This is a genomic window from Scytonema sp. UIC 10036, from assembly GCF_009725235.1.
In genome coordinates, this window is sequence record NZ_WJFC01000088.1 from 1 (window position 1) to 24,163 (window position 24,163).

18 protein-coding genes, 2 pseudogenes and 1 CRISPR repeat array are annotated in these 24,163 nt (G+C 40.2%); of the genes and pseudogenes, 11 read left to right on the forward strand and 9 right to left on the reverse strand.

Annotated elements, in window-relative coordinates; translation table 11 throughout:
* Window positions 1-82: 82 nt before the first annotated feature.
* Window positions 83-502 (reverse strand): annotated as a pseudogene (locus F7734_RS32785) (50S ribosomal protein L11 methyltransferase); the annotation flags it as partial.
* A gap of 15 nt (window positions 503-517) precedes the next feature.
* Window positions 518-701: direct repeats of the CRISPR family, unit length 37 nt; unit sequence GTTTCAATCCCGTTACCGGGTATCGCTACGTTTCAAG.
* A gap of 262 nt (window positions 702-963) precedes the next feature.
* Window positions 964-1,125 (reverse strand): hypothetical protein, encoded by a 162-nt coding sequence (locus tag F7734_RS32790; RefSeq protein ID WP_155748731.1) that lies wholly within the window; start codon window positions 1,123-1,125, stop codon window positions 964-966.
* Between the two features lie 525 nt (window positions 1,126-1,650).
* Here F7734_RS32790 and F7734_RS32795 point away from each other — a divergent pair.
* From F7734_RS32795 to F7734_RS32805, 3 genes are all read left to right on the forward strand, one after another.
* Window positions 1,651-2,706, forward strand: coding sequence for a YwqG family protein (locus tag F7734_RS32795; RefSeq protein ID WP_166482298.1), 1,056 nt, complete (start codon window positions 1,651-1,653; stop codon window positions 2,704-2,706).
* Window positions 2,707-3,189: 483 nt separating this feature from the next.
* Complete coding sequence (locus F7734_RS32800) at window positions 3,190-3,564, forward strand: hypothetical protein (protein WP_155748733.1); 375 nt, start codon at window positions 3,190-3,192, stop codon at window positions 3,562-3,564.
* Between the two features lie 921 nt (window positions 3,565-4,485).
* Window positions 4,486-5,313, forward strand: a complete 828-nt coding sequence (locus F7734_RS32805) for a DUF4007 family protein (protein ID WP_155748734.1) — start codon at window positions 4,486-4,488, stop codon at window positions 5,311-5,313.
* A 43-nt stretch (window positions 5,314-5,356) separates the two neighbouring features.
* Here F7734_RS32805 and F7734_RS32810 read toward each other — a convergent pair whose 3' ends face one another.
* From F7734_RS32810 to F7734_RS32830, 5 genes are all read right to left on the reverse strand, one after another.
* Entirely contained in the window at window positions 5,357-5,731 is a 375-nt protein-coding gene (locus tag F7734_RS32810) for a hypothetical protein (protein ID WP_155748735.1), read from the reverse strand.
* Window positions 5,732-6,161: 430 nt separating this feature from the next.
* Complete coding sequence (locus tag F7734_RS32815; protein ID WP_155748736.1) at window positions 6,162-7,166, reverse strand: phosphotransferase; 1,005 nt, start codon at window positions 7,164-7,166, stop codon at window positions 6,162-6,164.
* 272 nt (window positions 7,167-7,438) lie between these two features.
* Window positions 7,439-7,669 carry a hypothetical protein gene (locus tag F7734_RS32820; protein ID WP_155748737.1) on the reverse strand — a complete coding sequence of 77 codons (231 nt, stop codon included), beginning with the start codon at window positions 7,667-7,669 and terminating at the stop codon, window positions 7,439-7,441.
* Window positions 7,670-7,774: 105 nt separating this feature from the next.
* Window positions 7,775-9,037: a lipopolysaccharide biosynthesis protein gene (locus F7734_RS32825; RefSeq protein WP_166482299.1), complete on the reverse strand. Its 1,263-nt coding sequence runs from the start codon at window positions 9,035-9,037 to the stop codon at window positions 7,775-7,777.
* A gap of 47 nt (window positions 9,038-9,084) precedes the next feature.
* Window positions 9,085-11,397 (reverse strand): polysaccharide biosynthesis tyrosine autokinase, encoded by a 2,313-nt coding sequence (locus F7734_RS32830; RefSeq protein WP_155748738.1) that lies wholly within the window; start codon window positions 11,395-11,397, stop codon window positions 9,085-9,087.
* A gap of 319 nt (window positions 11,398-11,716) precedes the next feature.
* On the opposite strand from F7734_RS32830, the gene F7734_RS32835 reads away from it, so the two are divergent.
* The 4 genes from F7734_RS32835 to F7734_RS32850 all read left to right on the forward strand — a co-directional run bounded on the left by F7734_RS32835 (window position 11,717) and on the right by F7734_RS32850 (window position 16,510).
* On the forward strand, window positions 11,717-13,033 hold the full coding sequence (locus F7734_RS32835; RefSeq protein WP_155748739.1) for an O-antigen ligase: 1,317 nt from the start codon (window positions 11,717-11,719) through the stop codon (window positions 13,031-13,033).
* A gap of 16 nt (window positions 13,034-13,049) precedes the next feature.
* Complete coding sequence (locus F7734_RS32840) at window positions 13,050-13,979, forward strand: glycosyltransferase (RefSeq protein ID WP_155748740.1); 930 nt, start codon at window positions 13,050-13,052, stop codon at window positions 13,977-13,979.
* A gap of 41 nt (window positions 13,980-14,020) precedes the next feature.
* Complete coding sequence (locus F7734_RS32845) at window positions 14,021-15,169, forward strand: glycosyltransferase (protein ID WP_155748741.1); 1,149 nt, start codon at window positions 14,021-14,023, stop codon at window positions 15,167-15,169.
* 189 nt (window positions 15,170-15,358) lie between these two features.
* Window positions 15,359-16,510 carry a glycosyltransferase gene (locus F7734_RS32850; RefSeq protein WP_155748742.1) on the forward strand — a complete coding sequence of 384 codons (1,152 nt, stop codon included), beginning with the start codon at window positions 15,359-15,361 and terminating at the stop codon, window positions 16,508-16,510.
* A 33-nt stretch (window positions 16,511-16,543) separates the two neighbouring features.
* On the opposite strand, the gene F7734_RS32855 is transcribed toward F7734_RS32850, so the two are convergent.
* Together F7734_RS32855 and F7734_RS64080 are read right to left on the reverse strand one after the other, a co-directional pair.
* Complete coding sequence (locus tag F7734_RS32855) at window positions 16,544-17,284, reverse strand: WecB/TagA/CpsF family glycosyltransferase (protein ID WP_155748743.1); 741 nt, start codon at window positions 17,282-17,284, stop codon at window positions 16,544-16,546.
* 621 nt (window positions 17,285-17,905) lie between these two features.
* A pseudogene (locus F7734_RS64080) lies at window positions 17,906-18,007 on the reverse strand (IS5/IS1182 family transposase); the annotation flags it as partial.
* 341 nt (window positions 18,008-18,348) lie between these two features.
* On the opposite strand from F7734_RS64080, the gene F7734_RS32860 reads away from it, so the two are divergent.
* The 4 genes from F7734_RS32860 (at window position 18,349) to F7734_RS32875 (ending at window position 24,148) form a co-directional block, all read left to right on the forward strand.
* The gene (locus F7734_RS32860; protein WP_155748744.1) at window positions 18,349-18,609 is read left to right on the forward strand and encodes a type II toxin-antitoxin system ParD family antitoxin; all 261 of its coding nucleotides are present in this window, start codon (window positions 18,349-18,351) and stop codon (window positions 18,607-18,609) included.
* Complete coding sequence (locus F7734_RS32865; protein WP_155748745.1) at window positions 18,609-18,782, forward strand: hypothetical protein; 174 nt, start codon at window positions 18,609-18,611, stop codon at window positions 18,780-18,782. The genes F7734_RS32860 and F7734_RS32865 overlap by 1 nt, the downstream gene beginning before the upstream one ends.
* A 184-nt stretch (window positions 18,783-18,966) precedes the next feature.
* Window positions 18,967-19,395 (forward strand): hypothetical protein, encoded by a 429-nt coding sequence (locus F7734_RS32870; protein ID WP_155748746.1) that lies wholly within the window; start codon window positions 18,967-18,969, stop codon window positions 19,393-19,395.
* Window positions 19,370-24,148 carry a hypothetical protein gene (locus tag F7734_RS32875; RefSeq protein WP_155748747.1) on the forward strand — a complete coding sequence of 1,593 codons (4,779 nt, stop codon included), beginning with the start codon at window positions 19,370-19,372 and terminating at the stop codon, window positions 24,146-24,148. Before F7734_RS32870 ends, F7734_RS32875 begins: the two co-directional genes overlap by 26 nt.
* The last annotated feature ends 15 nt before the right edge of the window (window positions 24,149-24,163 follow it).

Here is a 24,163-nt window from a genome sequence, read left to right on the forward strand (position 1 = left end):
CGAGGGGTCGGCGGATGCGGTGAAGGTCTGGAACATGGCGCCTTGTTTAAGCGCTGGTCGTGACGGGTGCAACAAAAGCGCTTCAGCGCTTCGTCAACGTCAGGGTGGACCATCCGGTCACGCGGTCGTGCCGTTCGAGCGCAAAGCCCTGAGCTACAAAGGCGGCAATGACGGCCGGCGCCTGTGGGATGAGAATGCCCGAGAGCACCAGTTTGCCCCGCGGCGGAACAATCCGCCGAATGTCCCGGGCGAGCCGCATCAGCTGACCGGATAGAATATTGGCGACCACGAGATCGAAGCTCTCTGTTCGCCGTAACCGGGGATGTGACAAGCCGGTCGCGACATATGCTGCGATCCGGTGAGGAGCGGTGTTGGCCGCCATGTTCGACCGCGCCACCGCGACGGAGGTCGGGTCCATGTCGGTGGCGATGATCGTGGCGCGCGGCAACACCCGCGCCGCCGCTATGGCGAGCACGCCCGAGCCGCAGCCGAGATCCAGAACGCGGTGACCATTAAAAGTTTCAATCCCGTTACCGGGTATCGCTACGTTTCAAGTTCGAGATGCCGATGATTTGCCAGTAGCGATCGCTAGTTTCAATCCCGTTACCGGGTATCGCTACGTTTCAAGCACTTATCCTCCTTAATATGTAGAGCTAGTTCCTATGTTTCAATCCCGTTACCGGGTATCGCTACGTTTCAAGGCCGCCATCTGAAACCCTTACAGAGCAAGGACTCTACAAGCCGTTTTGGCAGATCGAAAAAATGACCTCATTTCCGGCTCGCTTATTGACACAAAATATCAATAGTGTCAAATATCAAAACGCTGTAACTATTAACTTGTCTAGGTTCTGGCGATTTTGGCAGAACCCCCCAAGTTTTAGCTCCCGCTTCGTTCTGCCAAACATCAATCTAGTAACATTGTAGACGCACTACGTCCCAACGTCCAGAATCGGTTAGATATCTTCATATTAATTGTACCGCTCGCTGGTCGCACAACCGCAAAGCACGTACAACTAAAGAATCAAGCTGCAAAAACTCCATCTCATCGCGATCGAATTTATTTAAATCGAACTCTTTGAGGTTGTAAACACTTTTCCTCAAACTGGCTATCTGTAGTTCAACCAATCACCCCCCTGAACGGTTACGCAATTCATCCATTGTTTGAAATTGTTGTTCAATTATTTCTATTGTTTTCACTTATTTAGACCACACTCTTAATTCTTTTGCGCCTTTGCGCCTTTGCATGAGATAAAAAAGATGTGGTTCATTTACCTGAAAATAGCTGTAATCAACCGATATCTTGCACCTTCTTTGTGGGAGTGGGTGGTGGGCAATTTCCGCCCTACGAAACCATAGGCTTTTTAGCTTATGATTTTCTCAATAAGCCGATAGTGTAAAATATCATTTAAGTGATTTTACCGTTCTACATAGGGTCTATCAAAATCTTAAAAAAAACTGGCTTTTCTGCTTCTACTCATACCGATCGCATCTCAATACTACTTGGATAAGAATTTTTGTGGTTTGAGATCGCCGTGAAGAAACTCAACAAATACCTGTAAATGTTGGGTTTCGTTCCTCAACCCAACCTACGTGTTTTCGTATTTTTCAGCTTAACCGACAAGTATTGGATCGCATCTGAGGTTAATTATCGTGAAACGCAATAAAATATTTAGATTAAATTCACTTAGAACTTCTCTTCACCTAGAAGGCTGTTCTGTTACACATTACAGGCAACTTCATGAATTTTCCTCTGAAGCAGAAGCAGAAGCTTTTTTTGAAAAAAGTATTCAAGAATTACTAACAGAGGGTTGGTATGATACCGAGTCTATCCCAACCGACGAAAATAACAAGGATTTTACTCCAGATGAGTTGCATAAGATGTTCTTAGAATTAACAGAACGTCTGGATGAGTTTGCGATTGCAATTACAAAACCATATTTAGAAATTCTTCCATATCCAACATCAGAAACTACCCCTTGGCAAAGTAAGTTTGGCGGTTTTCCTTATTTTCCCAAGCAGACTCCTTACCCCACAGCCCCAGATGGTACTCCCCTTAGCCTTTTAGCACAAATAAATTTTTCCGACACTCCTACTTTAGAAGATTTACCAGAAAATGGTATTCTTCAGTTTTATATTGAAGCTACAAATCGGACAGCCTTTGGTTTGGAAAAGAATCCACAATTAGAACAAAGCACTTTCCGTGTTCTTTATTTTCCCGAACCCGACATGAATATAGACAATCTGCTAGATAACTTTGACTTTTTACCCACACCTGTAGGTTTACCATTATCAGGTTGTTTGGCTTTAAATTTAGCAGTCAAATCCAGTCCTATGAGTGGTTCAGATTATCGCTTTAAATCCTTACTGAAAAGCTATTTCCCCATCTTTCAACAGAGTGAACTCAGCGAACAAATGGAGAATTCTCTCGAAGAACTAGCAGATGATTTCCTAGAGGAGTATGAAGAAAAATATTGGCAATTGGTAACAGGACACCGTATAGATGGATATCCAAAATTTGTACAGAATGACGATCGCGAGTATTTTCTAGACGGGGAAGGCTACGATTTTCTGCTATTGCAAATGGACACTGACGATCGTAACTCTATTAAGTGGGGAGATGGAGGAGTAGGTAACTTTTTTATTCAGCATACAGCACTCAAACGCTTAGACTTTTCCAAAGTTCTTTACACCTATGCCTCTTGTTAAAGACATCACTGCACTCAACCCCGTAGTACTTTGCCCGATCGCATCGTAGGCGATCGCTTCTAACTGACTTGTAAAATATAAACAGCAAAAAACCCTTTCACCCTTATGAGTGTAAAAATCCAGACCGAAAAATCCAAATTACAGACAAGCACCAGTGTCAAGATAAATCAAGAAACAGAAACCGAAAAAATTTTATGTTCTCATTGTCAGCGCACGGCTACGAACGGTATTAAGTGTAAAGGAATTTGTGTGGCTGACAACGACTATTAAAGTATAATTTCTTACAATATGCGTGAGATAAGCAAAAAAACTCAAGTACTGAGACCTGAGTGAGTCTATTTTCCAAATTTCTTAGATACATCACCAGCTGGTTGATGCACTTCTACCTCAGCTATAGTAACAAAGGACTGGTAAAACTCAGCAACCCTGATGATTGGGTTTGAGCTTAGCTTTCTCCTTCAGCACAATACATTACGTTAGTCCATGAGTTTTGTTCCACGCTTCACTTACGATCATCTTTTGGTAAGGCATTTGGGAGTTATCGAGGGAGCACGTGCTGTTATTGAGGTGTTACCCCTTCCACCCGATACAACTCTGCGCCTGCGTCACGATGCTTTGCAAAGAAGTACACGTAGCTCGACCCAAATTGAAGGTAACCCCTTAGATGAAGTGGCTGTAAGACGAGCGATTGCTCGCAGCGATCGTACTGGAAGTGATGCTGAACAGGAAGTCCGTAATTACTGGCGAGCGCTCGATAGAGTTGAAGAATTTGCTGAAGCGCAAATCCCTATTACAGAAGCATTTATCAAAGAATTGCACCGAATAGTAATAGTACGGGGTCGTGGACGTAGTAATTAGGATGCCGTAGTTAGTCAGGTTTGACCGCTTTGACTTCACAAGACTTCTAGCGCGGGTTCTTGATGGAGTAGATAATCCCTTCGCGATCAACCCTTCAGATATTGAATCTTGGTTTGGGGTTTCAGACCGTACTGCTCGTGAATGGCTTAAAGAGTGGGCTGAAGATGGTTTTGTAGATACGCTTAGATCTGCTTCTGGAACAAGAATCCGTAGCTATGTACTGGAGCACCAATCCAGTAGAAGTGCTTGACGTAAAACGCAAAATATAGATGCTATTAAAATCAGGGATTTTGGCGTTACGTTTTAATGCAATCGCGTAGCGTCTCCGTAAGACATAGGAGAATCGCTAAGAACCCGACCCATATATTTAGCCTAAAACAAGTAATTTATTTTACACTACAGACTATTATTTGTGTCAACATATATTAGTAGACTGGCGCTCTAGCACAGGAATAGATCGACATTTGCTTCAAAATAAGGACATTAGTTTCAGAAAATAGCGGAAGTAAATCAAGCAATTTTACCCTTCAAAATAGGGGCAAGCTACGAAAGATTAGTACTTTCAGCCTCTGACGCTAAAAAAATAACGGAAGTGGATGGCAAAAAATAACGCTTATTAATTGCTTTCTTAGTGGACACTGACACTCATAACCAACATCTAGGAAAATACGTAAGATAAAGTATGTTTTAATCATAAAAGCATTCAAACGCTTAGACTTGCGTGGCTGACAATGACTATTAAGGTATAAATTTTAAATTAAGAAATACGCGTGCTTTATCCTCTAAAAACGTCTAAGTACTTATGGATAAATATTTATATATTTTGTAAAGCAGCTAAAATCGCTGTAATCTAGCACTGTTGCCTGTTTCCCGTTCATAGTTCCTTCTTCCGATTAAATAATTTATTTTGCACGACTACTTATGACTAAATTACAACTGCATTTTAACGGCAATTTTTCCCTAAAAAAAGAAGAAGTTGCCAGAATACTCCAAGCAGCTACAGAAGAACCAGGCTTAAACGATCGCCTTGAAAACCTGATGAACAGAACAAGCTTGGGGAATGCTAAAGTTGGAAGAATCAAAAGTTGGGCAAGTCGTGCGGGTTTAATTCACGAGAATCGTCCCAGCCCTGAAGGGGAAATTGTTTGGCGTCTAGACCGCTACTTTGAATCATATATCACCAACTGGTTGATGCACTTTTATCTCAGCTTTGGTGACAAAGGACTGCAAAAACCACCAAATAATCCTGCTGAACGCGGTGGGTGGTCTTATTTTGTCTTTAGCTTTCTCCCTCAGTACAATACATTTACTGTTGATGAATTACTGCATCATTTTACATCTGTTTTTGAAGAAGAAAGCAAGGTGATTTCTACAAGAATAAAATATATTTTGCGAGCATATACCGATAACCAAGCTTTAGCATCCTGCAAGTTTATTACTGTTAAAGAAGACAAATATTCTAATACAAATACCACTTTACCCAATCCTTACTTAACTGGATATTTTCTAGCCAAATTGTGGGAACGGGATTTCGGTGACGCCACCTCTGTCTTAACTGACGATCTCCTACAGCAAAAAATGGGATTAGCTCCTATTCTTGGTATAGAAACCGAAGCACTGCAGGAGTGTCTCAATCAGTTAGAAACCTTGGCGATCGTCGAACAGAGGCGTACTGTCTCCCCAGCCCAGATAGTTCGCCGTTGGACTGACCCCTTAGCTTTGTTGGAAAAAGCATATGCTGATGAATGATTTAAACTAGCCTCTATATAAGAGTTACTTAACACCCCATACTTTAATGCTGCCAATTCCAAACCTTGATGCGCTTGTCTCCCCAACTACCACCTATAATTGTTTGCCTATCTGAACTAAAATCAAAAAAATTAATTTCATCTGAATGACCTTGCAAAATCAGTCTTTGCATCCTATCTTCCTCCCATTCCCAAATTTGTATTGCTTTAATCCCGCCAAACATAATTTTTTTGCCATCTGAAGTTATGGGAAGATAACTAACATAAGCGGGATAATTAAGAGTAGTAAGGCACTCCATCCATGACCAATAATTTAATCCTTGTAAAGCTTGAATAATCTTCGGTTCTTTCTTCTTTCGTAATAGGAGATAAGCAGCTTTCTGTATGGATTGTACTTTATCTTCTAAAGCCTGAATCATCAAATTTAAACCCTGTTCTCCATATTTTAAAGCATCGGAAAGTGCTGCTATTCGGAGTTCTTCGACTGGACTTACCTAACGCTTTTTTACACCTTCAATTCCACCTAAAACAGCACCATCAATCACAGGTGGGACTCCTCCGCCCAACACTGCGTCATTATTTTCAGGCTGATTTGCTGACATTGCATTTTTACCACTACACTGTTGCTAGTATTCCCAACTTCAGAGGATATTTTAAAAGTCTGGGCTAGTCAAAAATTCTAATGTGTAAAACGATGTTTAGACTCATCCTCTTTTCCTCTCTCGATCCGGTTCTGGGTGGGAATGCAGACTGGTGATCTGCTGCAGAGGGATACAGGAGGCTCCGCCTCCCTTAAGGCATTCCCAGCCTGAGGCTGGGAACGAGGTGATACAAAACAACCAATTTTCTTCACACTTCTTGTGTTTCTTGAGAGTGAAGCAAAAACGGTTCACCTTCAAGATATTTACGAAGGTGTCTCTTGGCAATATGTTGAATATCATCTGAAATCCATTTGTGTTCTTCTGGATTCTTCAAAAGAAAGGAGTAATTATATATTATTGCCATAATAAAGAATCCCTCTACTATTTGTAAGTAACGGTCGGGTAACTGACAAATAGTTTGATACCCTTTAAAAAAGGAGAATCTCACTTGAGGCAGTAAATATTGAATTGACTCAGCAATATCGTAAAGGTAGTATCCAAAGCCACAACGAGCGAAATCAATTGGTAGAATGTGTCCGTTGTAGAATAGATAATTGCTTTCATGTAAGTCTGCATGAATTAATCCCCACACGTCTTGTGCTTGACCCAGTGTTTTCATCATGCTTTCAATCTTCTGGATTGCTACTGTCAGCATCTTATAATGCTCTGGTGAAATCAAGCCATGGGATACTGCTGGGTAAAGTGCTAATAGTGCTGTGCGGAGACGATTTTCATCAAATATTGGGCGGACAAAATTTTGTGGTAATTTCCACTGACGGCTATGACGGTGCAGTTGACCCATTAATGAGCCTAGCTGGTGAGCTTGTTGTGGTGTTCGATGCGTATCAGAAATGCAGCCGTCTATCCAACGCAGCAACGAACAATTAAAAACATCTTGGGTAGCATCTGCTAACACTTGTGTCACCCATGTACCCTCTAAATTTTGCACTGGCTCTTGCACTGTTATATTTGTCTCACGATGTAAGGCAACAAGCCACAAAAGTTCTGATTGGATAACGTCTGGTTTTTGCCATATATCATCCTGTAACCCTGAAAGTGGTTGGTGGATGCGGAGAAGGAAGTTTTCCTCTGGTGCTTCCACATAAAAGGTTACGTTTCCACTATGACCCAGAAACCGAAGTTCTTTCTGAACTACAGCATATCGATCGAGCGCTGCCTGGGCAATACGTTCGTAAGCGTCAGTGTGAGCCATGATTTACAATGTCTTCTGGGAATGAGATTGCGGTGACGCAATCTTTGTCTGAACTGACGACATTCTACAGCAAAAAATGGGGGCTTTATCACTAGAGAACAGTTGGAATTGATGACCCTGAACCGTTCCACTGATATGAGTTATGAAGTCATGCTGAGCGAACTCATGGTAGCGAGCGAACATATTCGCAGTACCAGTTCTCAACCTAATTGTTGAACACCAAAAGTCGCATATTTAGAGAAGCGATCGCTTCGGCGCAAGCCGTACCCGGCTTATCGCATCCATACACCCGTGTCAGACATTGCTTGTTTGAGTTCATTTATCCCAGCATAACCCATTGGCTCTTGCTCGTACTTAAGTTTAATACCTTGCGCCGTTAATTGCTCAAAGACCCGACGCTCGATGAATGATTTATTACAGCAAATTTCAACCTGGTGAGGTACAAAAATTACCCCCCTCTGTCCCCCCTTAGTAAGGGGGGATGAAAGGGGGGTGTACCTCATGAGACTGAGAAAAGCTATATCCCAACATACACTGTTTACTTGTACTCTGTAGATAATTTAGTCCGTGTTGGCGGACTTCGTTTGTGTAATTGCGAATCGCCTCTATCACCTGCGCCCAAAGACATAATTTGTAACCCATAATGTGAATAGAGGAAGAAAAACCATATGCACAAGCAGAACTGCTATTGCGACTCCAATGGTTTTCCATTGAATTCCCAGCATGAGTGCAGCCGCGAATAGGAATGTAAATAAGACATTCCAACGGAAGTTAAGGTGTGGTTTGCCAATCGCCACTAGAAGTTGAGAGGCGACATCAGCAAATGGTCTGGGAATGGCTGATAGACAAATGAGGACAACAATGGGAATTGCCGATATCCATTTCTTGCCAAAAATAACTGGTACGTATATAGATGCTAAACTCGATTGGAGTAACACAAAGGGAATAATAATAAATGCAACCACTTGTAAACTTTTGAAATAACTTTTTCTCAATTCACTTGCTTCTTCCCGATATGTGCATAAATGTGGTAGAATTGTAGATTCTACTGAGCTAATCAAACTGAGACTAATTCCTAACCCGGCGTTAAAACCAAAGAAATAAGTGCCTAATTCTTCAACACCTAGAAATGTCAAAATGAGCCAATAATCTAAGTTATTTCTTAAAGTTTTCAGTAAACCTACTGCCAAAATATTCTTACCAAAACTCCATATTTCTTTCCAATACTTAGTTGTAAAATTCGTACTGGGACGCCATAGATTTTGTTGGCGATATATGATAATTTCCAAAGGAGATACCAGAACATTGGGTAGGGCAAATGCCCAGACTCCCATACCCATAATTGCAAATAAAGCTGAGAGTATAGTGGAAAGTGAAAATTGAAGACTATCAACAATAGCTATGACATTAAAACGGTTTTCTCTTTGAATCAAAGTTCTTTGAATATTGGATATAGGCCAAATTAAATAAGAAATTCCCGCTACGCAAATAGGTAAAATAACTTCATGAGTATTTTGAACCCATGAAATAGGAAAAGCCGCAATACACTGCAAAACAAATAAACTTGCAAAGATTACCCAATTTAACCAATAGGCAGAGTTAGATAAATCCTCAAGCTCGCTTTCGTCTGACTGGATAAGCTTAGCGCCAATGCCAATATCAGAAAAGGTGATAGCAAACTCACGAACTGTCAAAACAATCGCACCTAAACCATAGTCGTATGGTTTTAAAAAACGCGCTATGATAGCCACAAGCCCTAAGCGTAAGACTCTGTAAGCCATTTGGCTCATTCCCAACCAGCTAAGATTGCGAACGAAACGGTTTGACAGTTGTGTCTTAATATTCTCGATCAACTGGTTAATAAAATGCACTTTACTTCCAAGAGAATAACAAAACTTGCCAGATAGTCCTGCGGCTGCTAATTGTTCGCCGTGTTGGCGATCGCCCCTAACACTGGAACGTGTGCTACTTTTAATTCATCCAATGCTTGCTGTACACAACTCTGGGTTGTTTTGCCAAGCCCGACAACAAACAAAACTCCATGGGTGCGGCGAGCCAGTAGATTTGTATCCAACACTCCTATAACAGGTGGTGCATCGTAAATGACTAAATCGAATTTTGTTTGCGATCGCTCCATAAAAAGCTCAAACTTTTTAGAAGAGAATAGTTTTGCTGTATTGTGCGTTTTTTCTCCAGCCACTACGATAAAAAGGTTGTCTTCTCGCGGGGCTTGTCCGAGCACATCATCTAATTCTAAACCTTGAGTGATAACTTCACTGAGCCCTTTGCTATTAACTAAACCCAACATAGTATGTATTGTGGGATGACCCAAATTTGCATCGACGAGTAGTACTCGCAAACCCGATTGAGCAGCTGTTCTGGCCACATTAATTGCTATAGTGGATTTGCCCTCGCCAGACATAGCCGATGTCACAACCAGAGAACGTACAGGAGTGTCAGCCCTGAGAGAAGACAAATGATTGTATATGGAGTAAAAAACTTGAATAAAGGGAGAAGCGCTACTGTTCTCATTTGCGATGACTTTAGGTAAGAATTGAGAGTTTTGCTGTTGTCGATGAACTCGTTGTGCATCTGTCTTTGTCGAGAGCTTGCATCTTTTATCAAAAGGAACAACTCCTAGTAAAGAGAGTTTAGTTGTACGTTTGATTTCCTTGGGATCGTAGAAGACATTTTGTATATTTTCACGAACAAACGCAGCAAATACACCCAGCAATACACCGACAAATCCTCCCAAACCTATATTAAGAATGGGTTTAGGAGAGACTGGTATCAATTTTCCATTTTTGTTGCGTGGCAGGGTGGGAGGCAAAATCGTCTCCCAAGGAATTTCCTGTTGTGCTGCATCAACTCGTAGTGCTTCTTGCTTGGCTAAAAGCTGGTTGAGGGTGTCTGTTGCTGCTTGGAGTTCTCTTTGTAAATTGTTATGCTGACGTGCAATGGCTGGATACTGTTTAATTCTTCTCTCCAATTCCAGTGTTGCTTGGTTGTTTGCTGTCAAGCTAGCTTCAAAATATTGGATTTGATTGGTAACATCCGCTAGTTGTTTGGTGAGATCTCGCCGAACAGTATTTTGATAAGTTCTAACTTCAGAAGTAAACTTTGTGCTAGATGAGTTATGTCCTAGAGCGATTTCCGCTTCTTGCTCTAATAAAGGTAAAAGTTTTTGCCTTTGTTCCTGCAAACTCAACATCACGGGATTGGAACCCGTGAAGCGAGTTGACTCTGCGGCAATTCTTGCTTCAATCTCTCTGACGCGAGTCAGTATTTGTTGATACTGAGGTGACTCACTTAAAGCTGAGGCAGCGATTGCCTCATTTGCTAACAGCCCTAATTGCTTTTGTAAGGATGTTAACAAGGACCTCGCCGTAGCTAATTTTTCCGCAGTATCTATCCGCAGCGCTCGTAGTTCATCAACTTGTTTCAACAGCTGTTCGCCCTGCAGTTGGGGCTCAAAAACACCATATTGCTGTTGAAAAGTTTGCAACTGTTCTTGCAGGAAATTGACTCGCTGCCGTAGTATGGGAATTTGCCTTTCAACAAACCTAATGCCTTGGCGTAGATTGGTTTGCTGTTGCTCTCGGCTATAGTTTTGATAAGCTTTTGAGACCTTATTTAAGACTGCCTGAATTTTTTCCGGATCTGTTTCTCGGTAACGAACCTCTATAACTCTCGACCGATCTTCTTTTTCTTTACCTATAACAATACGTTCAATATAAAGAGTACCTTTTTTTGCTTTTGGTAATTTACCAACGACATCATTACCAACAAGCTTGTCATAACTTATATCTGGATATCGGCTTTTGAGCTCGTTGACAACTGGATTGAGAAGTTTCGGGCTCTTCAATACCTCCATCAAAGCTCGATAATCTAAGGAGGTATTGTTTTGTCTGGTAATTTCGTTGATATTTTGTTTTAAAGTTTCAGATAGTAATACCAGTAGCTGGCTATCAGAAGTTTGTAAAGGCTCAACCAGGAGTTGAATTTTCCCTTCATACTTTGGAGTGCGAGTGACTGTCCATAGAATAGATACAGCGATTGTGATGGCACTTATACTGGCAATCAACGCCCATTGACGACGCAAAACTGCCAAGATTGGACCTAAACCCGCATTGTCTTCATCACTTTCTGACCTTTTCCAAAACCCATACAATTCTCTAGATAATACATTGGGCTGAGTCAATTCCTGCAGCCTGTGTTTTTTGGTAGGCATTTGTGGTTCCATTTAGAGAATCTGCAATAAAGTTTCTTAATCTTTTAAGAAAGATCTATTCAGAAACATTAAGTAATGACAGTTAAATTGAGCACCCAGTATTTGATGATATTTTTACTTAAGCTCAAGATATCAAGATACTACAGAAGCCGTTTGATAAGCAAGTCTTTATTTGGGTTTTTAAGTACACAAAATCAGTATAAACTTGTAATTATCCACCACAAATGAGGTATTATGGCATAACATAGAGTACAAAAATATACTTTTATTACATTTACCACTTATCTCCACACTTTATAGCCTTAAATAGTAGGTTGCTATGCGAGGACTGTCACGGCTAGCTGAAATTGTATTTGTTATCTTGACTCTTTTTCTTTCTACGAGTGCGTTGATTCCTCTTTTATTGGAAGACAGAACAACTGGAGCTATAGAAGATACATATACTCCCCTCTTGTTTGCAGGTGTGTATCTAGTAACCCTACTCTTAATTCTTGCTCAACGCAGGGGTTTTATGTATGTGATGAAAAAGGATATTTGGATTTGGTTGACGATCGCCATTGCAACAGCCTCAGTGTTGTGGACGATTGCACCAGAGATTACAATCCGTAGAGCCATACTTCTCATTGGTACAACTCTATTTGGTGTTTACTTGTCCTTACGTTACACCCTCAGAGAACAGTTAGAGTTACTATCCTGGGCACTGGGTATTGTCGTTCTCTCAAGCATCGTATTCGCTATCGCTTTACCTACATATGGTCTAATGACCTTTCAAGACTTTGGCTCCCATGAAGGATCTTGGCGAGGCGTTTTGACCCATAAAAATCTCTTAGGTCGGATCGCAGTTCTCAGTAGTATAGTATTTCTGTGTGTTGCACTAGCTCAACCTATACTGAGTCGTGGATACAAATGGTTTCCTTGGATTGGTTATGTTTTGTCAATTGCTTTGATTATTCTTTCCACATCAAAAACAGCCGCTATTGTTTTTGTCGTTATGACTGCTGTTATGCCCCTCTATAGAACGTGGCGGAATCACTATACTCAACTCGTACCCGTGTCAATCTTTGCACTACTTGTTGTTGGCAGCGCCGCCATATTGCTGTTCGACAATTTGGACTTTGTTGCAAGTCTTGTGGGAAGAGAATTGACGCTTACAGGTCGCACGGACATATGGAATGCAATGCTAGATCTCATTTGGGAGCGTCCTTGGTTTGGTTATGGTCTGAATGCTGTTTGGAGAGATTGGGATAATGAAGCCACTGCATATCTTTGGCGAACTTTAGGTTGGGAATGTACTTACGGTCATAATGGTTTTATGGATTTATGGATAGAATTAGGTCTATTTGGAGTATTCTGTTTTTTAGTCAGTTACATCACAATTTACTTAAGGGCTGTCAAATGGTTACAGATAACGAAAACTATTGAAGGTCTTTGGCCTTTGATGTATCTAACTTTTCTCTTGATATACAATATCAGTGAGAGTACTCTTTTAGCGACTAATAGCATTTTTTGGATATTGTACGTTTCTACAACCTTTTCAGTAGTTGTAGAATACCAAGAAACATTGCTCTATCGTTCTCTAAGCCCCTTGACTTTAAATGAGTTTAGGCAAGTAGAAACATTGGATGACATAGAATAAAAGTTGAGGTGAGAGGATGTTAGTCTCAGTGTGTGTCGCAACGTGTCAGCGCCCGGAAGGGCTCAGACGCTTGCTCAATGGTCTCAATTTATTAAGTTTTCGTAAAATCGTAGCTCCAAATCTAGAGGTAGTTGTTGTTGATAATGATGCCACTGGTTCAGCAAAAGCTGTTTGCACAAGTCAAGCAGAACATTTTCAGTGGTCGTTGAAATACTGTATTGAAGAAACTCGCGGTATTTCCTATGCTCGCAATAAAGCGATCGCATCTGTCAACCCGAAGACAGACTTTGTGGTCACCATCGATGATGACGAAGTGTCCACCGAATTTTGGTTAGACGAACTTCTTTTTCTACAGCAAATGCATAATGCAGATATTGTCACGGGACCAGTTTTACCCCATTTTGTGATGCCAAATGTTCCTCAATGGGTTGTGAAAGGGAAATTTTTTGAGCCTCAACGTTACCCGACAGGTCATACCATACACATGGCATCTACTAACAATGTGTTAATCCGGTTTGAAATTTTGCAAAAACTAGACCCAATTTTTGATGAGCGCTTTGCTTTTAGTGGTGGAGAAGATGTATACCTTTTTATGCGTCTCCATCGTGAAGGATACAAACTCATCTGGGCAGATGAGGCTTTGGTGTACGAATGGATACCAGAAAGCCGTACTCGTATGGGGTGGGTGCTCGAACGAGGTTTTCTCGGTTGGGGCAGACATAGTTTTTGTGAAAAGGAACTTTATCCCTCGCTCGTCTTACAAACTATACGCATACTTAAAGGACTTGGGCTGATTGTTCGGGGACTTTGTTTTATGCTGCCATCTCTATTCCTTGGAAAACATACATTTATTAGAGCTTTGTTAAATATTTATCAGGGTTTAGGAACGCTGGCGGGTCTCCTTGGAATTCGTTACGAAGTCTATAGAGCCATACAGAGTATATAGTCCCATGAAGGAATTTGGGTTATTAAGCTTTTACACTTACCATGAGAATTTTATACTTAACAACAGTTCTTCCTAGCGAACGAAAAACTGGCGGGGAAATAGCTTCTGAGTCTTTTATTGATGCGCTCAAACAGTGCGGATATCAAGTCTTAGTAGTTGGATACCAACGACAAGATAGTGCTTCATTTCATCCCAAGGAAAATGAGATAGTCGTTGGGCAACGATATATAGAAACAGGTCATTCTAAATTCTACCCCCTTTTGTGGATGGGGTTAGCTTTCCTCAAACGTCTACCTTATTCGTCAGCTAAATATTATTCTTCTAGCTACATCAAAAAAGCGATCGCACTATTAAACAAACATCAATATGACATTGCGATCGTAGACCACGCACAGCTTGGTTGGTTGTTGCCCTTTATCAACACTCAATTGCCATTAATTTTTATTGCTCACAATATCGAACGTGAGGTCTATCACGAACAATTCACTAAGACAACAAAAAAATTTTGGAAAAATATATATAAGCGAGAGACTTACCTGATTGAAAAAATGGAAGAAAATTTGGCTAGAACAGCACGAGAAGTTTGGACTTTTACTTCCCACGATGCAGAATATTTTAGCACTCTTAATGCAGCAACTCGCGTTTTTTGCCTTCCTGCTAGCTTTCATAAATTCCAGACTTCTACTGTTGTTAAAAAATGCGATATTGGGATTATAGGTAGCTGGACGTGGAAAGCTAATTTACTAGGCTTAAAGTGGTTTTTAGAATCTGTCTACCCCCTTTTACCTGGTGAATTATCTATTGAAATTGCTGGTAAAGGTGCTGAATGGGTAGAAGAACAATACCCTAATGTTAAATATCGTGGTTTTGTATCTGATGCACAAAAATTTATGGAGCAAGCGAGAGTGATTGCTATCCCTTCTATTAGTGGTGGAGGTGTACAAATTAAAACTTTAGATGCAATTGCTTCTGGGACTCCTATTGTAGCTACTCCTAAGGCTATGCGAGGAATATCAAATTATCCATCCTCTACTAGAGTTGCTGAAAAACCCGAGAATTTTGCCAATCATTTAATGCAAATACTAACATTTAAAGAAATAGAAAAAAATCAGGGATCGAGTATAGTTTGGTCGCAACAGCGACAGCAAAAGTTTTTAGCAGAAATTGCTGATTGCATTGGTAATCTCTAAACTCTCAAGAAACACAAGGCAGATGGCAGAGGGCAGCAAATGTGAGTTCATCAAGTTTCGTGGAAATAAAATTTTATTGATTCCCGAAATAACATTACCATAAAAAATAGGAAATGCTCCCCAAATTAAGAAAGCTTGCTCAGAAAAGTTCCCAGAAATCCAATATTTAGTTATTACACTATTGCGTCTATGTCAAAACTGTCTTCAAAAAGCTTGTATTTTTGCTCGCCTCAACAACCGCGTATTTTAGTTATATCTATGCGGGGTTATCATGCTGAGGCTTTTCGGTCTGCCAATTATGAATTTGAAGATAACATTTGTGCTTTTGATAATGCTGATTTGCTAGCTCCCACACCCGCTTCTAATTTATTCCCTGAAGTCAATAAAAAGGTTGCAAACTTCGTAGGCAGAACTATAGGTATGGGTAAGCTGTTTCAATCTGGCTCTAGACCTATAATTCTCGACAGAGAATATGATTTATTATTTTTTATTTGCCAGCACTTTTGGGACATCACTCTTATCAATTCCATTAAAGGGTGGCGAGAAAAGTGTCGTAAAGCTGTCTTATGGATAGATGAAATTTGGGTAAAAGAACTTAGAGAATCGAAAACTAGGCTTTGCTTTGAACTTACTCAGGAGTTTGATTGTATTTTTACAACTCACAGTGCTAGTGTTGATGCCCTTGCTTGCTTGACTCGGCGTCCTTGTTACTTCTTATCGTTTGCAGTCGATACCATCAAATTCTGCCCCTACCCATATCTCCCTCAACGCTTCATCAATGTTTACTCTATCGGTCGCTGTTCGGCAGTAGTACACAAAGCTCTGCTAGAAAAAGCCGAAAGAGAAAATTTTTTATATTTATATGACTCCTTAAAAGGTCTTGAAATGAAGGAATATCAGGAACATCGCACTCTCTACAGTAACTTGATCAAAAGGAGCCGCTACTTTATTGCTAACAAAGCTAAATTTGATGCCATTCATCAAACAGGTGGTCAACAAGAATTGGGAGCTCGTTTTTTTGAGGGAGTCGCAGGGGGAGCAGTCATAATTGGAAGCGTTCCAGCTTGTGATGCTTATAAAAGCTATTTTGACTGGTCTGACGCCGTGCTAGAAATTCCTGAAGATACTGCTCGTATCACTGAAATTATAACTGAGCTTGATGCTCAACCCGCTCGCCTACAGGCAATACACAGAAATAATGTTGTTCATTCACTCCTACGTCATGACTGGGTATATCGTTGGGAAAAAATTTTAGAAAAAGTCGAACTTGATAGTACTTCAGAAATGTTATTGCGAAAAGAACGTTTGAGAAGCTTAGCAGAAAGAGTGAATGCTTCTTGAACAGATGAGAGATGATTGACTTCCGTTTCTTGTTTATGATTTATACAAGTTCAACTTTTGTTTGAGGATTAAAAACAAGAAAGGCAGATCGTCTATTAAGTATCTTTTCCACAGTCTTTTAGGTTCGCAAATCATTCTATATAACCATTCCAAGCACAGTTTCCTCATCCATTTTGGAGATCTATTGAGATGACCTGCTTCAAAATCAATGGTTGCACCCAATGCCATAAATATTTTGATACGATGCAGTTGTTCTTTATACTTATAAATCCACTTTTCTTGCTTTGGAGCCCCGACTCCTACTATCAAAACAGTAGCACCCGAGTAGTTGATTTTATCAACGATCGCATGGCATTCTTCTTCATTTTTTTCAAAACCAAATGATGGAGAATAGGAAGCAACCACAATATTTCTTTGTAGTTTTTCATTTATCTTTTGTTGAGCCCGCTTAGCTACCCCTTTGGCAGCACCTAAGAGGAAAATTTTGATGTTTTCATTATATTTATGATAATTGTAAAAAGATGGCAGAAGATCGGCACCAGAGATTTTTTCTTTGATGGGAGTTCCTAAAAAATAGGAGGCAACCATAAGTATTTGACTATCACAGACTTTATAGTCACACATATTATATGCTTGCCAAAATTCTGGATCTTTTTGAAGATGGATCAGATGATCGACATTTGGTGTAAATACTACACCCGATTGTAAATTATCTAAAAATTCTGCCTTTGATACATTGTCAATTTCTAAATTCAAAATTTTAACTTTCTTCATAGCATCTTGGTTTCGCTGATAACTGACTGTTGTAGTAATTGATGGAAGTCAAGAAGAAGAACTATCCTAGTATGAGGATAAACAGACATTGACATCCCAATGAATGCAAAAGATTGTATTCAAGGCTGAACCTTCAACAGTATTCTCATGAACTGCTGATACGCCACCTCGAAGAATTGGGAAGACTAAATTTTTCTAAGACTAATAGACCTCTGATTCTAGGACGAGGAGCAATTTACTCTTACTCTCGCTGTTGAAGCCGACATTGACCCCAAGGCTAAGTCTAGCCTCCATAATATTCATAAATTTAGAACTTGAGAAGGAATCATCAGTCCAAAAGATATCACGAACTCACGTAGACTTAATAGAAGCTTCACAGACTTTTAATAAGAATATGTGTATTTTTGGCGGAAAAAGATTTTTTTTGCTTTAAAACGCTGCTTTTATAGCTTTTTAAAAAAATGTATTCATAGAATCAATGTAAAAATACTGTGAATAAAATTTAAAAAAAGAAAAATTAAGCACTATGATATAACGATTTTTACATACTATAAATCATCCCGCAATGATGCAACACCCCCTTTAGAGGATGTTTGAAAAGTTGTGAAGAAGTAATTTAAATCACGCAAGTTGCTTGAGCATTAAACGAATCATGGCAACATCAATAAACACTTCGGTAGTTTCAGGCAGTACCTCATAATCTTTGCTTAGTCGCCGACACCAACGGTGTTGATACGGACGGAACCAGTGAAAACTTGGGCTTCAACAAATGTTTTTGAGAAACCCAAGGCGTTTGTCAACACCTGGATTAAAAATGGCAAAAGTTTTTTAATCCGCCTTCAGCCTATTTCTTACCCAGAAGTCCCCAATTCCCTGAATTAGGAACAAGCACAGCAATTCATTCAAGATATTGACAACTACCTCACTCTGGGTGAAGTTCTCAAACATCTTCCCCCACACCAAGCAGGTATCATCAAGAAATTATCGTAGATGGGTGGCAATTAATGGCAATCTTTGCCATAATTAGGAAGAGTCAGTAAATAAAGTAACGAATCGTGAAAAGCATGAATATTTCCCTACCAGACTCTATGAGAGTTTATGTAGAGGAACAAGTAGCCAGTGGTAGTTATAGTAGTGCCAGTGAGTACTTCCGTGAGTTAGTGCGCCTTGACCAAAAGCGTAAAGCTCAAGAACGTCTCGAAGGAATGTTGTTGGAGAGTTTGAGATCCGGACCTGCAACTGCTATGACTCCTCAAGATTGGGAAGATATTCGTCAAGCAGTGCGAGCAAAGGTTGCTAAGTATCAAGGGTCTATAGAGCAGTAATGGGCGAAGTTAACAAGAGAGGTGCAATCAGCGCGATCGCTTCGGCGCAAGCTGAAAGAGCGCTTATCGCACCTACTTTCTGCGATCGTTATGTAGCAATTATTCCCAATAATTCGATGAAATGTTGGGTTTCGTTCCTCAACCCAACCTACTTTATAAATCATCTCTTATAGATATTATGGGATTCTTTGAGTTTCTTGAGCAGGATGCCAATTTCTTTTTTTAAGATATAATTTATACATTACTAGCTGTATTGTATATTCATGCCTCGATTTCCACTCTCTCTGCGTACTCTGCGCCTCTGCGGTTTTTCATCTTGCAGTTGGTCTAACCTTCTACGGTTGCTGGAAAAAGCTTATGCCAATTGACGATTTAAAATTGCGAGAAGCACAACCAAGCGATCGCCCTCACTTACTTCTATGGGACACTCCCTCTGACCAAGAACTCAAAGCATTAGCTTACCGTGAAAATGCTAGTCTTATTAGTTACCGCACTCATCTTATTACCCGTATTAATACTGGAAATTCTTTCCTCACCCTGCATCTTTGGCTGGAGAGAGAACTCGATGCTATCAAAGCGATGTGCGCCAATACTTCCAATCCTGTCGTGCTTCTGAAAGACTTGGATTGTCTGATTACTTATTTGCGCGTGCGATCGGATAGCCCAATCACTCTATTCTGGCAAAACCTTTTTTATACAAGACATTTACAAAGCATTCTTTGGATTTTACTACCTAGTAAATTAACTCCTCCTAATTGGGATGATAGTCGCATCTTGCGTATTTGAGATATATCTCACGCAAAGGCGCAAAGTCGCAGAGAAGAAAGTTAGCACCCATTCCCTATTCCCTATTCCCTATTCTATGCTCCTCAACCAACTTGTAAAAATTAATGAAACCGCCCTTGTCGCTAATGCTGTCTCTTTTGAGCTTATGGAGGATAGGGATAAAAATTTGCGTTTGTGTCAGGGTTTTGTTTTTAACTATGAATTCGATCCTAAAAAGATAAATTCCTCCACAGTGGGTGTGTTGAGGGCTTTAAGGAATAGTTTTCACAGTCCGAGTGAGCCAAATGTGCATTTAATGGTGCAGGATTATGGTAAGGGGAAATCTCACTTTGCTCTAGCAGTTGCTAACTTTTTTCAGAAACCCTATGACAGTGATGAGGTGCGGGGTGTTTTGCAGCAGATTGAATACGTCACTTCTCCTAACAGCCCTATTTTAGAGGATTTAAAACAATACAAACAACGTGGCAGAAATCTGGTCATTTGTCTTAGTGGTGACAAACCTATAGACTTACACAAGCACTTCCTAAAAGCTGTGAAAAGAACTTTAGAAGCAGAAGGAATTGTGAGTTCTTTAGGTCAACAAATTTGTCGGCTTCCTCTTGAATATCTGGAAAGTTTAACTCCAGAACAACGTCAGGAGGCTGAGGAATATCTCTCAGAATTGGGTAACCCTGAGGGTGACCTTAATACCATTATACAGCTTCTTAGGGATGATAACTATGAGGTGATTTCTCTTGTTAAAGAAATTAGCCGCAAGCTGACTCGAACGGGTATACCACTTGATTTTGAAACAAATGTTGATATAGAAGCAATCCTTTCCAATTTAATTACTAATTTTTGTACGGGTACAAAGCCGCGCTTTCAAGGGATTTTAATTCTATTTGATGAACTTTATAATTATCTGCAAATCTGGGCGAGCGATCCGGTTCGGGCTGGTAGTACTGCACTTCAAAATATCACTAATGTTTGTGAAAGGTTTAAAGGAAAGATTGCTCTTCTCAGTCTAACTCAAAGAAGACCGGGAAGAGTCAGACCATTAAAAAATGATGAGGATTACAATAGATTGGTTTCCCGACTGGAACTGCTTCACAGCACTTATGAGCCTGCGGCGAGTTTGGAATTGGTTTTAAATGGTTTACTCAGTCACCAAGAGAAAACAGCAGCATGGCAAGAATTTTTTAGCAAGTGGCGCAGTACATTACTTGCGACTAATACAACGATCTTCCAAAGGCGTACTGCTAGCTATTATCAAAACCGGAACTGGACAGAGGAACAGTTTTTCCGAAATGTCACTGTCGGTTGCTACCCACTTCATCCCCTCACTTCTTATTTGCTGTGTAACTTAGATTTTACTCAGGGACGTACTGCTATCCAGTTTGTTCAAGAAGATGTGAAAAGGTTTATTCAAGAACAAGTTGTAGAAAGTAATGGTAGTCTCAATCTTATTTATCCTGTTGCTTTGGTTGATGCTTTTGAAAGTAACTTCGCCAATCCTAAGGATAATTCAGAATATTCCTCACTGTATTCAAATTACAATAACTCTGTTACTAAGGTGAAAGCGTCTGCTGATGCCGATCGCAATGAAATCTCGGTCTTAAAAGCTTTGCTGCTATTTTACGCTAGTCGTGGTAAGTTGACCAAACCCGATCGCGAAAGACATGAAGAAATTTTAAGTTTGCTAACGGGATTGTCTGCTCCAGCAGTTAGGACAGCCTTAGATAAGCTTTGTAAAATACGAGAAGTCATTTTTCTCAACGAAGCAGACAACACCTATAGTTTTTTTTCTAGTGGATTTGGTATTGATGAGTTAAAAAGACGCATTAAAGAAGAAATAGGTAATAAGCCTGCTGCGATCGCACCAGTAGAAATTCACTGTCAGTCATATATTGGTAACGATACTACACCCACTCAGTTTATTGAGTTGAATCGTCTGTGGAGTGAAGACTGGCGTTTCCAAAATAAGGTTTTTAGTGTCGCCAAATTCAAACAAGCTCTCTCAAACGTACAAACTATTCAATCACTAGATGCATCTGGTATCGTCGCTTATGTCATTGGTGAAACCGCTGAGGAGTTGCTAACCCTCAAGAATGAAATTTCCCAACTGTTAGAACATTCCCCAATTAAAAGTCAAGTTGTGGTTGCTATAACCTCTCAACCTGTAGAGAAACTAGCGCAACTGCTGCAGGAAAACTTAGTGCTTGAGAAAAAATCGTTTCCAGAGTTTGACAAAGCAGTGTCTCAACTCAAGCAGCAATATCAAAAGCAAATTCAAGACATCACCTCAGACATATTCAAATCCTGTACCTATCACTGTTATATTGAGGACAAAATTCCTCCACGCGATCGCAATCGCCTCTCTTCCATTGTCAGCCAAGTCCTTCAGGAACTCTATCCCTATGTTCCTCCAGTCGAGAGGAGCGATAAAATGGCGCTGAAGAGTACAGCCGGTTCTGAAATTATCGGCTACGCGTCCAAGCGCTTGCTAGAAAACGACCTGCGTTCAATTTTTCCTAACAAGAGTTATAGTACTGTTGTTGACATTTTTATGAATTCTTGGAGGTTGCTCAAAGTAACGTCTCAGAACTATTCTGTCATTGTTCCAACCCATCGCAATATCAAAGCCGCTTGGGACAAAATCTCCGAGATAACAGACTTAGGTGACAAACCAGAGCAAACTGTTGAGATTATCAAAATTTGGGAAGCCCTCTCAAGTCCTCCCTACGGACACAACGAGTACACATTTACCATTTTATTTGCTGCTTGGTTGGCTTACCATCGTGCGGAAGTTATCCTCAAAGGGCGCTTTGGTATTCCTCAGAAAAAAACGGATACGGTGTTGATACGGACGGAACCCATTAAAACTTGGGCTTCAACAAATGTTTTCGATAAACCCAAGGTATTTGTCAACACCTGGATTAAAAATGGCAAAACTTTTTTAATCCGCCGTCAGCCTATTGCTTACCCAGAAGTCCCTAGTTCCCTTGATTGGGAACAAGCACAGCAATTCATTCAAGATATTGATAGCTACCTCGTCAACCCACCAGATCCTGCAAAAGTTCCCGAACTCAGGAGCAAGCAAGCAAAATTGAAGAAAGGAGTAGAACAACTCAATGAACAGATGAAACCTGTCATGCAAGCAGAAAATTTACTTCAAACAAAGAATATTCTGACACAAACAGATGTTGAAGGTTTGTTACCGATTTGTGCTGCATTGCATGAACCGTTACCGACGATCGCAGAGGATGGCTTATCTATCCGTTTTACCGCACAACAAACAACAAAGCGCGGAGAAGTTCAGCAAGCGGTTATCGAGACAATAGGACGATTTCTAGAAACGGAAAAAGTCCGTGCTGAGTCCTTAAGTATGCAAGTTGAGTGTGGAGCGTATAAGGAGAATATCGAGAAATTGATAGAGCGAATTAAATTGGTTCCCAGCTTACCTTCTCGGTTTTTAGAAACTTTACAAAGTGCTATTCAAACCTCTAACATGAGGTTAGCAGAAATCGAAGAGCAAACAAAAGTCAATAATTGCTTGGAAAGCATAAACAGTCGTTACAACAGCCTCAGTGCTTTAGCAACTCAAAACGAGTATAATGATATACTATCTCAAATTGAAGCTTTAGTGCTTGGTGTTCCGGCTGTTAGGGAAACAAGTACGTATAGAAAGATTATCCAATCTTTAAAAGAGAAACAAAATTCGCTGCTCGCACAAATTACTGCTTGGGAAACTCAATTTTCTCCCAGTATGTCACTTCTTCAAGCCGTGCAATTAAGTCAGAGTATTCACAGTCAATTAAACCGTTTTAATGATGAAAGCAGACAAAGATTAAATACTCTTGTAGAGCATCTCGATAATATTATCCTGCAACGGGAGACCGAAGAAAAAGCAGCATCTCAAAATATAGAAAACCAGCAAGATAGCCAAACAATGGATTCTATTCGCCAGTATACCTTACAAAAGGCGAATACAATTCATCTTTGTGAGGAAGCCATTCACGCTGTTACTAGCTTGCAAAATCACTTGAATTCTCCAGAGCAATTTCTTGAGGAAATCAATACAACGATTCAGCAATTTAGAAACAAAATAACAGAGTATAAAAATCATCTTCAAAAATTGCGCGATCGCCTGTCTCAAGTCGAAACAGTACAACAAATAAATAAGCTGCGAGAGGAGTACGCCAAACTGGATTTTCTCTTCAAAGACTCTACAGAATATTTTACTTATCAACAACTGCAAACTGAAATCAATTTAGTTGCAGAAGATATAGAACAGCTTCGCTATTGGCAAAATATGTACGAGCAAAGCCAATCTATTGTAGCTTGCGATCGCACTTTGGAAACTCTTGCTAAAGAACAGCTTAAATTACATCATAGAGAACGTTTTCGACATAACACCCAACAATTGCAAGAGCATCTTGTGCAAAGAAAGCAGAGCTATATTGAACGGGAGAGAGAGTCTGCAAAAAGGTGGTTGGATAACTTGCAAATTCAGTCTAAGCGATTGGAAAAGTGTTCTGATGCATCGGAAAAACTAACAGCAGTTAATAATTTGCACAAGCGCATTCTTCAGGAGAAGTATCAATACGAATGCATTTTAGAACTGGAACAAAGGCAAACTTTAGAACGGATTGTTAATCTTTGTATGGCAATTGAGAATCGGGATAAGGAAAGCCAAATTATTATTTTGTTTGAAGGTCTTCCGCGTAAGGAACAAGAAGGTTTGCTGAAGAAGTTAGAAGGATATTTAAAATGAACCGCGAAGACGCGA

Excerpts from the sequence above, each read along its gene's own strand:
- F7734_RS32845 (WP_155748741.1), top strand. The coding sequence starts at position 14,021 with ATGAGAATTTTATACTTAACAACAGTTCTTCCTAGCGAACGAAAAACT.
- F7734_RS32855 (WP_155748743.1), bottom strand. The coding sequence starts at position 17,284 with ATGAAGAAAGTTAAAATTTTGAATTTAGAAATTGACAATGTATCAAAG.
- F7734_RS32830 (WP_155748738.1), bottom strand. The coding sequence starts at position 11,397 with ATGCCTACCAAAAAACACAGGCTGCAGGAATTGACTCAGCCCAATGTA.
- F7734_RS32800 (WP_155748733.1), top strand. The coding sequence starts at position 3,190 with ATGAGTTTTGTTCCACGCTTCACTTACGATCATCTTTTGGTAAGGCAT.
- F7734_RS32820 (WP_155748737.1), bottom strand. The coding sequence starts at position 7,669 with ATGAGGTACACCCCCCTTTCATCCCCCCTTACTAAGGGGGGACAGAGG.
- F7734_RS32860 (WP_155748744.1), top strand. The coding sequence starts at position 18,349 with ATGAATATTTCCCTACCAGACTCTATGAGAGTTTATGTAGAGGAACAA.
- F7734_RS32850 (WP_155748742.1), top strand. The coding sequence starts at position 15,359 with ATGTCAAAACTGTCTTCAAAAAGCTTGTATTTTTGCTCGCCTCAACAA.
- F7734_RS32875 (WP_155748747.1), top strand. The coding sequence starts at position 19,370 with ATGATAGTCGCATCTTGCGTATTTGAGATATATCTCACGCAAAGGCGC.
- F7734_RS32810 (WP_155748735.1), bottom strand. The coding sequence starts at position 5,731 with ATGATTCAGGCTTTAGAAGATAAAGTACAATCCATACAGAAAGCTGCT.
- F7734_RS32815 (WP_155748736.1), bottom strand. The coding sequence starts at position 7,166 with ATGGCTCACACTGACGCTTACGAACGTATTGCCCAGGCAGCGCTCGAT.
- F7734_RS32870 (WP_155748746.1), top strand. The coding sequence starts at position 18,967 with ATGCCAATTGACGATTTAAAATTGCGAGAAGCACAACCAAGCGATCGC.
- F7734_RS32840 (WP_155748740.1), top strand. The coding sequence starts at position 13,050 with ATGTTAGTCTCAGTGTGTGTCGCAACGTGTCAGCGCCCGGAAGGGCTC.
- F7734_RS32835 (WP_155748739.1), top strand. The coding sequence starts at position 11,717 with ATGCGAGGACTGTCACGGCTAGCTGAAATTGTATTTGTTATCTTGACT.
- F7734_RS32865 (WP_155748745.1), top strand. The coding sequence starts at position 18,609 with ATGGGCGAAGTTAACAAGAGAGGTGCAATCAGCGCGATCGCTTCGGCG.
- F7734_RS32805 (WP_155748734.1), top strand. The coding sequence starts at position 4,486 with ATGACTAAATTACAACTGCATTTTAACGGCAATTTTTCCCTAAAAAAA.